The sequence below is a fragment of the Deltaproteobacteria bacterium genome (assembly GCA_029860075.1).
Lineage (GTDB): Bacteria > Desulfobacterota > JADFVX01 > JADFVX01 > JADFVX01 > JAOUBX01.
Genome location: JAOUBX010000019.1, coordinates 1 through 14,437 on the forward strand (window position 1 = coordinate 1; position 14,437 = coordinate 14,437).

The 14,437-nt window shown below is 47.9% G+C and carries 11 protein-coding genes; all 11 read right to left on the bottom strand.

The window, feature by feature from the left end:
* Window positions 1-1,503: hypothetical protein (locus tag OEV42_07690; GenBank protein ID MDH3974146.1), on the bottom strand; the 1,503-nt coding region annotated here is incomplete at its 3' end.
* A gap of 25 nt (window positions 1,504-1,528) precedes the next feature.
* On the bottom strand, window positions 1,529-4,576 hold the full coding sequence (locus tag OEV42_07695; protein MDH3974147.1) for a DUF1508 domain-containing protein: 3,048 nt from the start codon (window positions 4,574-4,576) through the stop codon (window positions 1,529-1,531).
* The gene (locus tag OEV42_07700; GenBank protein ID MDH3974148.1) at window positions 4,569-8,084 is read right to left on the bottom strand and encodes a baseplate J/gp47 family protein; all 3,516 of its coding nucleotides are present in this window, start codon (window positions 8,082-8,084) and stop codon (window positions 4,569-4,571) included. The genes OEV42_07695 and OEV42_07700 overlap by 8 nt, the downstream gene beginning before the upstream one ends.
* The gene (locus OEV42_07705) at window positions 8,081-8,494 is read right to left on the bottom strand and encodes a GPW/gp25 family protein (protein MDH3974149.1); all 414 of its coding nucleotides are present in this window, start codon (window positions 8,492-8,494) and stop codon (window positions 8,081-8,083) included. Before OEV42_07705 ends, OEV42_07700 begins: the two co-directional genes overlap by 4 nt.
* A 5-nt stretch (window positions 8,495-8,499) precedes the next feature.
* Entirely contained in the window at window positions 8,500-8,796 is a 297-nt protein-coding gene (locus OEV42_07710; GenBank protein ID MDH3974150.1) for a PAAR domain-containing protein, read from the bottom strand.
* A gap of 54 nt (window positions 8,797-8,850) precedes the next feature.
* Complete coding sequence (vgrG, locus tag OEV42_07715; GenBank protein MDH3974151.1) at window positions 8,851-10,599, bottom strand: type VI secretion system tip protein VgrG; 1,749 nt, start codon at window positions 10,597-10,599, stop codon at window positions 8,851-8,853.
* 11 nt (window positions 10,600-10,610) lie between these two features.
* Window positions 10,611-11,285 carry a LysM peptidoglycan-binding domain-containing protein gene (locus tag OEV42_07720; GenBank protein ID MDH3974152.1) on the bottom strand — a complete coding sequence of 225 codons (675 nt, stop codon included), beginning with the start codon at window positions 11,283-11,285 and terminating at the stop codon, window positions 10,611-10,613.
* A 41-nt stretch (window positions 11,286-11,326) separates the two neighbouring features.
* A complete protein-coding gene (locus tag OEV42_07725; GenBank protein ID MDH3974153.1) occupies window positions 11,327-11,494 on the bottom strand; it encodes a DUF5908 family protein in 168 nt (55 codons plus the stop codon).
* 15 nt (window positions 11,495-11,509) lie between these two features.
* Window positions 11,510-11,959, bottom strand: a complete 450-nt coding sequence (locus tag OEV42_07730) for a phage tail protein (protein ID MDH3974154.1) — start codon at window positions 11,957-11,959, stop codon at window positions 11,510-11,512.
* A 4-nt stretch (window positions 11,960-11,963) separates the two neighbouring features.
* Window positions 11,964-12,404 (bottom strand): phage tail protein, encoded by a 441-nt coding sequence (locus tag OEV42_07735; protein ID MDH3974155.1) that lies wholly within the window; start codon window positions 12,402-12,404, stop codon window positions 11,964-11,966.
* Window positions 12,405-12,458: 54 nt separating this feature from the next.
* A complete protein-coding gene (locus tag OEV42_07740) occupies window positions 12,459-14,429 on the bottom strand; it encodes a phage tail sheath subtilisin-like domain-containing protein (protein ID MDH3974156.1) in 1,971 nt (656 codons plus the stop codon).
* Window positions 14,430-14,437 lie beyond the last annotated feature (8 nt).

Consider the following 14,437-nt stretch of genomic DNA (forward strand, 5'->3'; position numbering starts at 1 on the left):
CACACTTCTTAGCTCCAGATAGTCGGCCTGCAGATCATGCCACATGCAGATATGAGGCATACCGCTTGTAAATGCGTCATTGCCGAGAGTCAATACGATCACGTCAAAGGAAAGGTTCTTCGTCTTTATTATTTCATTAATTTTTCCCAAAGCCGCCCCGCAGTCCTGCCTGAGCGGCCCTTCTACCCTGTAGGAAGAATATCGGTCATGGTTAAAATCGAGCGGCCTGGCAATAAAGTTATCACGATCACTGTTATACTGGTCCTCGTTGTAGGACAGCTGATATGCCGACTTGCCCCTGAACCTTAAGTCCGGGTTCCAGAAAGCAGATAGCTCGGCCGTATTGCTGTAATAATAGGGAATGGACATGTCGCTTAATCTGCCGGAAGAGGTAGGCGTAACTCTGATATCTTCAACTGCCGCTTTTAAGGCAACGTCAAAACCCTCAGCTATGCCGAGGATGCGTTCAAAAAGCCATTTTGCTTTCAAAATCTTTTCGTCCCCTCCGGGAACAAGGGGCGCGGGAATAAAAACGTTCCGGTACTTTTCCTCCTCTGTCCCGCCGGCACAGGAAAGCCTGCCCAGCATAAGGTGCCTGGGGAATTCCGGCACGGCCGGAAGGCATTCACGCTTCAACTCATAGGCGGCGGCCCTGAATTCATTATAGGCCAGGACAAGGTCCTTGAGAAAATCATAGGCATACTGAACCCTATCGGAGCTGAAGTTTTTCTTCTTCAGATCATTGATAACCTTAAGATCGTAACAGTTAAGCCCTAATAAATCCGAATAAATGCCGTGGGCTTCAATAAGGGCGTCGGATATTTTCTTTTTATAATCGTTGACGATGGGGAGGTATCCTTTATTTGCCAAATCATCGTAACTGCCGATATCCTTCAGGTTTATTTCTGCGCTTAACCGTTTAATGGTAATCTCTTCAAGCTTTTCATCTCTGCTGATAATGCTTTCCAGCGCCATCTCATGGAGGTTGTCCTTATCGATCAATAAGGGGCGAACGGTAAAAACACGTCTCTTCCCCTTGTTATCGCAGGTATTCCCAACACAGGATTTGAGTTCCTCATCCCTGAATTCGAGGAAAAGCACAAGCGCCTTTCCTTTCACATCAAGGCCGGAAAGGGATTGTGCGCCTTCATAAGCCGTATCACCGGGGAGGATTTCAAGGAGGCTGATCTGCGTTTCATTTTTCAGCCAGGGGGCGTAGGCCGGATCTCCGGGGTCTTTGTATTCCCTGTATTTTGCATATATTGTGGTTTCAGGAACTTCGATAAGGTATCCGTCGGTCGTAAGACCGTAGCCATAGCTGACGGTAATCGTTTTAGTCGAACTCTTGTATTGCGCCTTAAGACCACATGCAGCGCCCACACCGAACAGCCTTATCCGGGTCAGCCTGTTTTCCTCATCAAGATAATTCCTGAGATTATTCAGGTGAGTGCTGGTAAGAATCTGGTTTGGCTCGAAATTCGGATAAAAGTTTGATCTTTCCATTTTAATCCCCTTTGTTTTAATCCCTTTACATTATTCCCAGCGAAGTGTAATCCAGAACAATCTGGGGATCTTCGCTGCTGCCGCCCTCTTTGCAATCGTGAAGTTTTGCCAGTGGATAAACATTTTTCAGATTGAAAAGTATCGCTATAAGCCCGTTTGCCGCCGCTGAAAGCTCGTTCTCCGCCGCCTCAGGGTCGGCAAGCTCATCCCCGTAAATATTCCGGATCTTGCTTAACCAGTTTGAATAGGCCTCTTCCAGTTCCTTCATCTGCTTCAGATCAATCCAGCATATTCGGGGAAAGATATGGGCAGGCGTCTCCATGCGGATCGTCTTTTCCACAAACCTTCTAAAGTTCAGGTCCCGGAATTTCTCGGACCATGAAGGGAGTAAAACTGAAATTCTGAAGGAGTAAGGGTCTTCACCATGGCGGCAGGAAGGCTCTTCATAGTGAGCAACTTCAACACCCGTGCATGACGTATAAAATCCGTATTTTTCAGCGAGCCTGACAAGGCTGGAGTCGGTAAGCTCTTCTGAGGTAATTGTGTCGCTGTAGGGCATAGAAGCCTTCATTCGGTCAATCTCTTCCAATATTTCTGTCCTGGTGACACAAAAGTTGCTGGTGCCGATGATCTCGTTATTATCGGCAAGGATATTGAAATAGAAGGTATTATCTTTTGCCTTGAGCACCTTGAAATCCTCATCGGCATCACAAACATTTTTCCTGACCGAAGCGATGCCCTTGATGCAGCTGTCCAGCCGCTTATATCCCTCGCTTTTCAAAACAATATTCCCGTCGGGGTCTCTCAGCCTGAACCGCCATTCAAACTTCCTGCCCGGCGCTTTCGGACTGTCTTTAAAGACCTCAAAGCGGTGCGCCGCCACTTCCGCCTTTACCTTCTTCTCCCGCTTTTCTGCGGCAACAGGCAAAAGCCTGTAATCCCTGTTTCTGGGCCTGAGCAGAATATGCTCTATAATGTGAAAGCCTTCGACATCGCACCACTGCCTGAAATATTCAACAACCCGGTTAAAATCATTATTTCTTTCATCAACCGTCGCATAGGCCTTGCTTTCAGCGATGACGTCATTGCAATGATTGATCAGTTTAAAACCGCTTTCATCGGACAGATCATAATGGTCCTTATTGTCGCCATAAGCGAGTATGTACTGGAGCATGCTCTCGGCATATTCCATGTAGGTATATTCTGCGGAAGCGGTGAGCAAAACATTGGCGGCATCGTCGGGATCGAACAATTTGATCATATATTTGGCCGGATCGTTATCCGATGCGACGATCTTTAAATGTTCAGAGGCAAAGGTCCGGCGTTCATAGTCGCCAAAACCGAGCAGCCTGTAGATGCGCTTTTTCATGCCCGCAACATTGTCCGTTTCCCACAGGGGGTCTGCATCGGTATAATCAAAGGCCTTTCCCCGCTCAGAACTTATACAGGGATAGTCTTTCAGGAAGTCGATCTTGTCGCCTATTAATTTTTCGTATGAACTTTTACCCATGAGGGAATAAAGCAGTTGGCCATATTCCTCGATATTTTCGCAAAACCGCCCCATCAGGTGATCGAGAAACCTGTTCCTCCGTTCTTCAAAAAGCGCCTTGTCTTCAACAAGCCCGTAGAGATTGTTTTTATAGTCATTGTAATCAATATAGAGCGCTTCAATGCCCTTAATGGAAGAGAGTTCCTGCGTGAAATAGGTCTGGCTCACACTCTCATCAATGGAAAAGAGGTCCTTTACATGGGCAAGCTGCGCCAAATAGTCGGCAAAAAGCTGCTCGAAAAAAAGGAGGTATGCCTTTAATTGCTTTGACTGGGCCTTCCGCTCCGCTGTAGCGGAATCAGGGAGACCGCTAATGCCGATACCGTAACAGAGAGGAAAATCATGTTGAACAGGGTAAAACCTTTCGAGATATTTAAACTCCCCTTCGGGCATGGCGATATCTTTCTCATGGCCTTTCAGTTTATATTTTTTCCCGGCCCCGCTGAGTTCTTTAAGTTTTTTATCAACTTGCCCGGCGTTTGCAATATAAGGCATGGCGTCTTTGTAAAAAATAAACTTTGATCTTTCGACTTCAAGTTTCGGCGCCCGGTCATGGCCACTCAACTGAAGGATCCAGTTTTGATTGATCTGCGCCGGTTCTCCATCGACATAGCTCGTTAATAAAATATTTTTTACGGCAACGACCCCCTCTATATCCATGATAAAATTGATAATATCCGATACGCGCAGTTCACGGCGAAGACCGGCCTTTTCCAGTTCACTGCCGTCAATAAAACCGTGTTCGAGGAGAGGTCCCTCAAAAATTTCATCAATAGTCTTTCCTTTGTTCAACAATTCTTCAATGGTGTAAAAATTGATCTGAGGTGAAAAATATTGCGACACCCCGTGGTATATTTCCGCCAGAACAGCCTCGATATCGGCGTCACGGGCAACTTCGATATCGGCGCACAGGGCAATCTCCTCATATTCCACCGGCCTTACAGGCGGTAAAAAATCTTCACAAAGATTCCTGCTTTTATGAATCTGCTTTTCTACGGCATGGACAATCCCCTTCCGTTCATGCTCAGTCACCTCTTCTTCAAATTCAAGGAGAACCGTATAAAGCCCTTTCAGTATCACCTCCTTATCACCTTCCGCCTCTTCGAAGGTAAGTATGCTCTCTTCGTAATTGATCCAGACCGGCATGGGGGAAGCTTCCGCTATTTCGATCCAGGCATTTTTAACGCCCCTCACATCAACAAGGACCTTTCTCAGATCGGTAACGGTGACGGGGCTGCAAGGCAATATTTGGGCAGCCGTAAAAAATGAATCCGCCGGCGCCATGGGATCGTCAGAGCGGGCCGTCAGAATATCCTTGATATCATAAGAAGTCCTGTAGCTCAGTTCCGTAATGGCGTAACAGAGCAGTTCGAGAATGGTGACGCCGGGGTCATGGCTGTTGTAATCGGTCCACAACTTTGCGGCGAGCTTTTCCAGGAGCTCTATGCCGGTTTTTCTAAGAAAAGCATGGTCTTCAGCGGGCAGAAGCTCTCTGAATTTTGCTATGGCGTAAGTTTCAGTCATTTAAACTCTCTATATCGATGTCATGCTCATTGGAGGAAACGAGAATTGTCCTTGAAGAGGTGGCCAGCGCTTCCTCCACACTGATCTTCGGCCCTTCTTCATTAACAAGGTGAAACAGTTCAAAATCCGTTAAATAATCAACATAGGAACGCTCTTCGATAAAATTGATAATATAGGAACCATGTATCTTGCCCCCGAAAGTAATATCAGCCCCTTCATCGTAAGCCCAGGGTGAAAGAAATTTCCTGATATCTTCATTGAGCACATTTTGATAATTGCCCTTGTCGACACCGGCGTGAAATTTGACCTTGAACCTGGCATAGACCTGTTCATAAGAAGGGTTGGTCACTTCGAGCGCTACAAATTGGGAAATATGCTTTTTCAGGTACTCCCTGATTTCATACAGTGTATTTGTGCTTGCTTTCGGTCTCAGCATGTCAACGGCATTCTGGTTTCTAAGATTTGCAATGGGAACGATGGTCACGGAGCCCGGAGCGATCTCCGAGCATGAAGCGGTATGGTTGAGGCACTTCACCTTGTACAGGGAGGGGAACTTTTCCAGCACCATCCGCTCGTAATCCCAGATATTCAGGGCCCTGTTTTTATGTCTCAACCGTTCGCTGACACGCCTGTAAAAGGCTTCTGCCTCTTCCTTGACCTTGCCGTTAAAAGAAGCATAGGGCTGTTCAAGGGATTTGATGCCGGCCGCCTTGTTTTTCAATTGTGAAATCGTCTTTTCCGGCAGGGGATTTTTCAGATGACCGGGATCGTTCTTTATATTGATAAAGCCCGCCGTAACGGCCTGGGTCTTGAGAGCAATGAACTGGCTCACAGCGGCTGAATCGGCGGCGGCACTTGCAGCGAGCCAGTAATAAGGGGAGGGAAGAACACCGTTTGTATTTGTTGCATCATGAGGGACATCGAATTCGATAATGCCTGTCGTCAACAGGCCGTTGGTCGTATCCGAAAGGAGCTTTGCCTTATCGAGCTTTTTCCACTCGTTATTGCAGAGATAACTCCAGTTGATTTCAGGCGCTTCGAAATCGGGGTCGCCGCTCCCCTCGGCAACCTTGAAGAGGACAGCCACATTTTGGGGAGGAACAAGGCCCGTCAGCCCTATGTAGAGGAACCCTTCCTGCTCCTTCTTATCTGCCGTAAACTGCGGCAGCAGAACATCAGTATCGACAATGAGCAGATCATTCTCATTATTTTTATCTTCTTTTGCGGCAGCAGCAGCCCCCACAGGCAACGTTTCCATGTCTCCAAAGGGAGAGATATGAAAAAACTGCTCCCTCCCGGCCTCAAAGGTCTGGCTCGATTCATAATCGATGACGAGAGACTTGATGACCGGCGTATAGGGTTCCCTGGGCACCGTCGCCGTCCCGCCGGCGGCAATGGTTGCAACGGCGGCAGAAAGCAGGCCGGGATAACTTTTATGTTTAAAGTCGGACCCGCAAAGTTCCATTTTCATGAAACCTCTTTTTGTATTATTTGTTAGTTCACTAAATTTTTCAGGCCTTTCACTTCTTTCCGTTAACAATCCGGGTTTATCAATACTTATCCCGGGGTCAGTGGTAATATTGTCGCTGAAAAGCCTGTCCTCAACCGTATTTTCCGACCATTTCTTTCCGCTCAGCACATTAATAACAGCTTTAAAACTGCTGTTGGCAGGCGCTGGAGTATAACCGGCATAATGGGAAGCAAATTCCTCAGCAGGCAGACCATGCCATTCCATGTTAAGCGTCAGCTTGTCAATTTTTTTATTAAACACCTCTTCATTGCCAATATAAAAAGACGAACCTATGGCAGGCAGGGGACTGAAGGGCTGGAAGGGTTTGTTTGGGTCCAGCTTTCCGTAGTCGCTCTGAAGAATCAGGTTTTTAACTTTATCGATATTGAGATCGATGGCAATACGGCTAAGCTTTAGTTTTTTCAGATATTCATAAGGGGTGTTGCCGGGGTTCAGGATTACCTTCAGAACGGGATGTGACGTGTTTAGCGTCCCTCCGAGAACTTTTTTATCATAGGCAATAATGGCCGGTTTTTCCTCACTCACGGTGAGTGTAAACTTCATTGCCTTATTTTCAAAATGGACCGCCGCATCATCGGGCTCAATCCATTCCTTTTCTCCACTGAAATAAAATTTAAAACTCTCTTTTGAAACCTTGCTGTTAAGAAGGGCAGGTAAATAGTCTTCCCAATCATTAAAGTTAAAGACAATGGTAATCACCCTTTTCCCTTCATTCAGGATCAGCTGGGGTGAAGCGAGAGCGAAACCGACAGTGGCCTTTTCCATCGTCTCTTCACCGGCGGCTTTTGAACTCTGGCTTTCACCAAAGGGCTTCCATTTGGGCTCTGCCGTATCAAAAGCCGTCCCGAGGCCGTCCTTTGAATCGGCATAAGGCGCAGAATAAATATTGGTTATAATCTTGTCTTCCCCTTCTCCTTTCCTCTCGATAAAAACCGTCTTAAGGCTCTCTACCTGCGCCTTATTGACAACGATCTCTTTTTCTGTGCCGTAAAAAAGCTCTGCGCCGCTATTATCTTTCCCCGCCTTTAAAAGCGTCCCTTTTTCAAGGGTATGAGAAGAAACATTTTTAGCCAGCTTGAAAATCAGGTGGACCTGGTCCGGGACTTCCGGTTTTTCTTCCAGTCGCAAAACCTCTTTATAATAAAAATCGAGGTGACGGCCCGTCATTTCATTGAGGTGGTCCCGGGCATATTGAAAGAGCTTGAGAAAGGCCAAAAAAAGCGCCATATGGGGCTGGTGTTGAGGGTACTTTTCCAGCGCCTCTTCCATGTAGGCCGGCGCTGAATCGACAATCTTTCCTATGGCGCCGTAGAAAGACTCAAAGAGGGTATTCAGGTAGTCCAGGCCGGAGAGAATTTTTTCCCCATCCGTGCCGCCCGTGTAGATGCTATTATCGGCGTCAATATCTGCGGCGGTTCCCGATGTCCGCCAGAGGCTGCTCAATTTATCATAAGCTGCCACCGGCGACGTCCACCCGCCCAGAACCTGGGCGCCTTTATCATAAGCGATAAGTTTATTCAGCCCATCGGAAAGGGAAGACTGTATGAGAATGCCAAGATCACCGTTCAGGCTCAGTTCTTTGATGGACTTCACATACCAGCCGTCGATTCGATAAGCAAGGTCGAAAATAAATTGGAAGAGCGCCTCATAATTTTCATTATCAGGCGCCGCTTCCACTTCAATCGCTAAGGCTTCATAGGTCTCTTTTAAAGCGGAAATATCCGTTTTGGCAATGTCGGCAATGAGAACGGCAATACAATTTTCAAAAAAGCAGGTCCATGATTCTATTGAACTTTCATCGACACTGAGACTGTAATGCCTTACCAGACCGGCATATTTGCCGGCAAAGAGAAGCAGATCTTCAAGGCTGCGTTCATCAACGAGAACATAAGAAGGATCGAGCATAGGGGAAAAGCGCTGCAACTGGCTCGTGCCGTCACGGCTGAGAGGGCTCTTCTTGTGACAGACTTCATTCATAGACTGATATTCGTTCCTTCCGTCTTATAGAAGGGATAAACAAAGTTATAGCGGGAATTTGTCGTTCTGATCGTATATTCGAGGGTAATTTCGATGAGTCCCTCATGAGGCTTGTCTTCCAGCGCGACCTTATCCAGCTTGATTCTCGGTTCATGGTATAAAATGGCCCTTTTAATAAGAACTTTTACATAGGTCTTGAGCGACGTGTCGAGAGGCTCGAAAAGGAGTTTCTTTAAATCGCACCCGTAGGTGGGCTGCATGATCCGCTCTCCAGGGCTCGTCGATAGCAGTATTTCCAGGCTGCTCCGGATATCTTCCTCATGAGAGATCATGGTCACCGATTTTTTGGACTTCTCGAATGTGGGAGGAAATCCCCAGCCCCTGCCTAAAAATGGAAAATTCTCTGACATTTCACTTACCCTATCAATACCGTCGCGCAGCCCATGGCAATCGAATTGGGCGGCCCCACTTCGACAACCATATCTCCCTGCCGCGCAGCGGGAAGACCGTTAATAAGCACGGTAGCGCTTCCCATGGCAATAACGCCCCCCACATGAGGCACAAGGGCCGTTAAAAGAGGGCATGCATGAAAATCCGAACCGGCCCTCCAGGCAGGCATTCCCCCGATAAGCACATCAGGGCTTCCCGGGCCGGGGCTAAGTGGTGTTCCATGACTGGTTGGATCGGCTACTCTCGCTGCAGGCTGTCCCATATTGCGATTACTCCTTCCCTATAGTGATGTAATATTCCGGATTTTAGCTGTCACTCAGTTAATCTGTACCAAAGACCCTTTCACAGTGGCCGTAGCGCTGCTGGTCATTTCAGCGCCTGACGAACCTTCCGCCTTAAACTGCGAACTGGCGGCAATGTTTGTGTTCGTCCCTTCTATGTTAACGTCGCCGCTTGCCGTAACGTTAATATCGGAGGCGCTTTCCAGGGTTATACCATCGGAATTCATCTCAATCTTGTTGCCGTTTTCATCTTCCAGCAGGATGGAACCGGCGTCATCACTCAAGACGATCTTGTTGCCGTTTGGCGTCTCTATGGTCAGGCTTATTTCATCGTCGTTGAAAATAACCTTCATTTCGCTGCGGCTCACAAAACCCTTTTCATGATTGTCGTCACTGGCAGTGATCGGCGCAGGCCTGGCGCTGCTGTTGAGCATGCCCAGAACCACGGGATCTCTGGGGTCGTCATTTAAAAATCCCAGGACGACTTCATCGTCAATTTCAGGCCGGAAAAAGGCCCCCCGCTTTTCACCTGCATCCAGGCCGGCAACACGGGCCCATATGCCATCATTTTCGGGATCGATAACGGGCATTTTAACGAGAACCCTGTCCTCGCCATCAGGGTCATCCTGGAGCTGGCTCACAACGCCGATCTGCAAACCCTGCACGGCAGGCAACAGGCCCGATGCGGGCCGGTCCATGATGCTTTCCGTCCGGGAAAACCATTTTGGAGAGAGTCCGAACTGGATATCGGTTTCCCAATTTTTCAATGTAATCTGCTGTCTCACTTCCGTTACAAAAGCCAGGCCGTTAAAGCGGTCTCCCACGCCGGCAAGGCTAAGCATATGCCCCGGTTTAATTTGCGCAAAACCCTGGCATTTGACTCTCCCTATAATTTTGGAGAGACGGCTCTTTAATATACCCGCATTGGCCCAGGCCTTTAATTCATGGTCCGCCACATGGCCCGTATGCCGGAACGGACAGGCGTCAAGGCCAATCACATCAGCCAGCGATGAAGCCGTCACATTACCCTGCTCTTCCAGTCCGGGGTCTTCGCTTTCCTCTTCTATCATTTCCTGACTTGCATAGTCCCAGGAACTGCTTTTGATTCCGCCAAGCTGGTTCCTGGCGTCCATCTCTGCTTCAAACTCCATCATTGTCGAACCATAGACCAGGGCCAGTGACGGCTCCTGCCCCGTATCGGGCGCTTTTACAAAAACCTTCCCGTCATCAACGATAACCGGTTTACCGTTCACTTCGGCCCTCGATACGATGAAATCCCAATCGGCCGAATAATATTTAACCATTTCCTTATGGGTCGCTTCCGTAGATTCCACCTCTTTATCCAGTCCGTATTCGGAAAGAATCTCTTCAATAATTTCACTGTCCTTTTTATCATGGTAATAGGCATTCTGCCGTCCCACGGTCATCTTGACTGCGCTGTCTCTGCATTCAACAACCAGCAAGGAGGGCTTGTTCGCGCGCGACTTAATGCCATGGCCCGTGATAATCCCCTTGAAGACGGTACTTTCGTCGGAATGGTAACCGGCGAGCAGTTCTATCTCTGCCCCCGGCACAAAATCACCGGAGTTGCTGATTTCAAAATCTTCCTTCGCCGCGTCGCCGTCGAGCAGCCTGATCTCGGCAAAGGGGATCCTGTTTATCGCTTTTGTCACTGCAACAGAGAGCACATGGTACTCACTGCTCACCTCACTTCCGTCACATATGATCCTGAAGCTTGGAAGGTCCGATGATGCCGGTGTGGGGACAACTCTTTCATCACTCATAATGTCATCAGTTATTTATTTGTTCCCTGCTGGTTAATAGGCGGAAATTGCAGCGTCATCCCAACCTCCAGTTCCCTGAAATTGGCCAGCTTATTCACCCGTGCCACATCCCGGTAATAAGAAAGATCACCGTAAATGCGGTAGGTCATCAAGGGCAGAGTGTCCCCCTCTTTAACGACACGATAATGGGTCAGGTCCGGTGAATTTTTGCCCTCTTCAGCCGTTCGGAGCGTATCATCAATATTTTCCGAAAAGACGGCTTTGACCTTGGCCCTTAAGGGAAAGCCATCGGGTTTAAACAGGTTATAGGTAACCTCGGCCGACTTAAGGACGCAGTCGGAAAGCAGATGCCCCCATCTGATTCTTAAATAGAGGGGCCTGTGGGTCTCGCTGTTTATCTTACCGCATGTTTCCAAAAACCACTCTATTTCATCAGCCACGTCGACTTCTTCCGAAGAAGCGCCTGTCCCGTCGAAAACGAACTCGAAGCTGTATTCCTGCGGTTTTATCTTGCCAAGTTTCTGAGTGCTTCCCGTCGTTCCCTGGCCCTGCTCGGCCTTATACTCCACTTCATATTTCTGGCTGTAGGTGGACGGATTAAACATAACGACAAATTCGTCCACCTGGGTATCATAGGTAATCTCCTTGTAGGCTTCGATCTTTAACTTTTTCAACTCACCTGTCATCTGCTCCCCTTGTTTTTCACACCTTTACTCCCCGCAGCCCGCTACCTTTCCGACTGTTTGCGAAGGATTTCCATTACCTGCTCGACACAATCGGCAATAATCTCTTCCCTGTCAGAGGCGCCCGACTCCGAAGAGTCAACGCTCTGCTGCTCTGATGCCGACTCTGTAACAGACGCCTTTATAACGAGTTCCCTGATTTCTACGGGCATCTTTAAGCGCTCCTCTTATAACTTTATGCGGGTAAAATAGTTGTACGCCAGTTCCAGTGTTTCAACGACAATCGCATTTTCCTGGGCCTTAAAATCGGAAACAGCCCACTTTACAGGCCAGGCTTTAATGAAACTCATTGTATCAGCAAGCGGTTCATGCTTTTCATTCAAAAGCGTTACGTTGACGGTGGACGTTTTAAATTCAAAGTTTTCAACAGCGTCCTTGCACCAGTCAATAAGCTTTGAATCGGTGAGGAGACCTCTTTTCAGGACCAGGTTCGAATATTTTGCCCGCCCCGGAAGGCGATGAGAGAACCTGTTCTCACCGCCTTCAACCACTTCCTCAACGGCAAGCTCGGCAGAAAACCCCGATACTTCCTGAAAACGGGTATCATTTTCACCGGCATCAAGGTCCATAAATTCCACCTTAAAGTGAAATCCTGCCGGTGGGTAATAGCCGGCCATTTAATTACCCGTTCTCTATGGTCAGGCCTTCATGGGCAACTTCAATCGATTCTATGGCAACTTCGTTGCCCGTCGATTTCAGACCCGGCCCCTCAACCTTCACAGGAAAGGCATTGACCGCCTTCCATGTCGCTACGGGCTCGTGGTTTTCATTGAGAAGGCTTATGGTAAGGTTTCGCCTTTCCGGTTTATTCATCTTTGTGGAACTGAGCCAGGTAAAAAAGTCGTTATCTTTTGCGACAAGCCCCCTCTTCATAGTAACGTTGCTATACTTCGGTATGCCCGGCATCTTTACCGCCGAATACTCTTTGCTTGCGCCGTCACGATACTCGATTACCTGATGTTCAATAGTCAGACCGGACACTTCCGAAAAACCGACTTCAGTCCCTTTGGAACCGCCCCAATCAACCTGGTAATGAAATACCGGTAATGGATATTCAGCCATGATATTCCTCCTTATTCAATTTAGTTACTTTTACTTAGCCCCTGTCTAAAGAGATCACGATTCCTGCATCTTGTGAGAGAACTTGAGAATAATGAACTCTGCAGGTCTGACGACAGCCATGCCGATCTCCACATTCATGCGGCCTTCAAGAATATCCTGGGCCGTCATCGTCGCCCCCAGCCCTACCTTGACAAAGAAGGCCTCGTCAGGCTTGGAACCGGCCAGGGCGCCTTCCCGCCATTTCTGGGTGAGGTAGTTTTCGATCATCGATTTTACCTTGATCCATGTATTGGCGTCATTCGGTTCGAAAACGGCCCAGTACGTCGATTTTTTGATCGACTCTTCCACCATATTAAAGAAGCGCCTCACCGGCACATATCGCCACTCATTGTCATTTCCGGCCAATGTGCGCGCACCCCAGACAAGGGTGCCCTTACCGGTAAAGGCGCGAATTGCGTTAATTGATTTTCCGGCGACGACATCCACATTAAGGTCTTCCTGCTCATTGCTGTCAATGGTTTCGGTCACGCCGACAACACCGCTCAGACTTACGTTGGCAGGCGCCTTCCAGACACCGCGATTACTGTCGACCATTGCATAGATACCGGCAATAGCTCCGCTTGGGGGAAGGGTCGTAAGGGAGTTGCTTAATTTTGTGATCATACTTTTATAAACGGTATGTGAATCGTAGAGGCTGCTCTCAAAAGTGCTTTCATAATTAGCGGCCGAACTGACAATTTGTGCAACGGCAGCATTAACCTGGTCAAATATCTGGCTAATGGAGGGCTCGGCGCTTTTCATCTTTGCCGTATTATCGGCGCCCGTAAATATGGACGTGTCGGCTGCCGGATTGTCGGCATGGGTCTTATCAAAGATATTGTCCCACTGGGAAGCTTCTACGGGGTGATAGGTTTCATAAAGATTATAAGACCCCGTAAGTTCAGAGTCGGCCCCTTTGTCATAACCGATAAGTGTTGACATTGAAGCCTTAAGGGAATTGGTAATCAGGTTTCCAATATCCGTTTTCAGATCTGCGCCTGTAACGGGAGCCGACGTCCCCCCCCACTCATCCACTTCATTAACAATGTCATAAATGAAATTAAAAAGGGCCTTGAATGAAGCTGCGGCAGGCGTACTTTTAAAAGCATCCAGAAGCGTTATATACTTCGCTTTTAAAGTGCTTTCCGTTCCATTAAGGGTATCCAGGTCACCGTCTATCTTGCCAACATCGGCAATAGCATTATCCAGATTGGTAACAATGGTTTTAACATCATTATCATCGGTCAATACACCTAAGGTGACGACATTTCCTCCCCTGAATATTTTGCCTTTAACATCGCGGTAACTGATATTCATCCCCAGGTTCGACTTGAGCCACGGCGTGTAGGCCGCTCCGTACTTCAGGTAATTTATACCGATATTGTTTCTAAAACCATTAACGCCATCTTCCCAGTCAAAAGTGGCGTCTGCCGCTTTTGATTCGAGCAGGTCAAAAACCCCGAAGCGGTCCTGCAACTCATTGCACTGCTTTAAAGCCTGCTGCTGCAAGTCGTAGAGATCATTGCTCTCAAACAAGACAGCATCGGGAAACAAAATGATTGTCGGTTCATCCACCTTTTTAAGCTTCGACAAACCGCCCGTAGTATCGTCAAAGTGGGACTTTGTCAAGGTATCACTGTACGAGCCGACGGAAATGATATAGCATTTTCCCCCGCCATTTTTAAAAAAGAGCCGCAAACTGTCATACATGTAAAAGTTTGAACTGAGCTTCGACGAACTGACCACATTATTTTCATCAAGGATAATTTCCGTCACCGTCATGGGCGGCGCCCCTCCAAATAACTCCTCGTACTCCAATAAAGAAGTTACTTTAGTCGGGACATTCTCAAGATCTCCGGGACCAAACTCATCTGCTTTTTCCGTGTAACCAATGAATGCCGGCACTGCCGTTTCCACTTCCGCCACTGACGGCGGAAAGAGGGAAATTTCTTCTACATAGACATCGGGTGTTTTGTATGTAGCCATTGTAACGC

What these genes read in the sequence shown, in the direction of transcription:
- OEV42_07730 (MDH3974154.1), bottom strand. Translation starts at nt 11,959, where the DNA reads ATGGCCGGCTATTACCCACCGGCAGGATTTCACTTTAAGGTGGAATTT.
- OEV42_07695 (MDH3974147.1), bottom strand. Translation starts at nt 4,576, where the DNA reads ATGACTGAAACTTACGCCATAGCAAAATTCAGAGAGCTTCTGCCCGCT.
- OEV42_07735 (MDH3974155.1), bottom strand. Translation starts at nt 12,404, where the DNA reads ATGGCTGAATATCCATTACCGGTATTTCATTACCAGGTTGATTGGGGC.
- OEV42_07700 (MDH3974148.1), bottom strand. Translation starts at nt 8,084, where the DNA reads ATGAATGAAGTCTGTCACAAGAAGAGCCCTCTCAGCCGTGACGGCACG.
- vgrG (MDH3974151.1), bottom strand. Translation starts at nt 10,599, where the DNA reads ATGAGTGATGAAAGAGTTGTCCCCACACCGGCATCATCGGACCTTCCA.
- OEV42_07740 (MDH3974156.1), bottom strand. Translation starts at nt 14,429, where the DNA reads ATGGCTACATACAAAACACCCGATGTCTATGTAGAAGAAATTTCCCTC.
- OEV42_07705 (MDH3974149.1), bottom strand. Translation starts at nt 8,494, where the DNA reads ATGTCAGAGAATTTTCCATTTTTAGGCAGGGGCTGGGGATTTCCTCCC.
- OEV42_07720 (MDH3974152.1), bottom strand. Translation starts at nt 11,285, where the DNA reads ATGACAGGTGAGTTGAAAAAGTTAAAGATCGAAGCCTACAAGGAGATT.
- OEV42_07710 (MDH3974150.1), bottom strand. Translation starts at nt 8,796, where the DNA reads ATGGGACAGCCTGCAGCGAGAGTAGCCGATCCAACCAGTCATGGAACA.
- OEV42_07725 (MDH3974153.1), bottom strand. Translation starts at nt 11,494, where the DNA reads ATGCCCGTAGAAATCAGGGAACTCGTTATAAAGGCGTCTGTTACAGAG.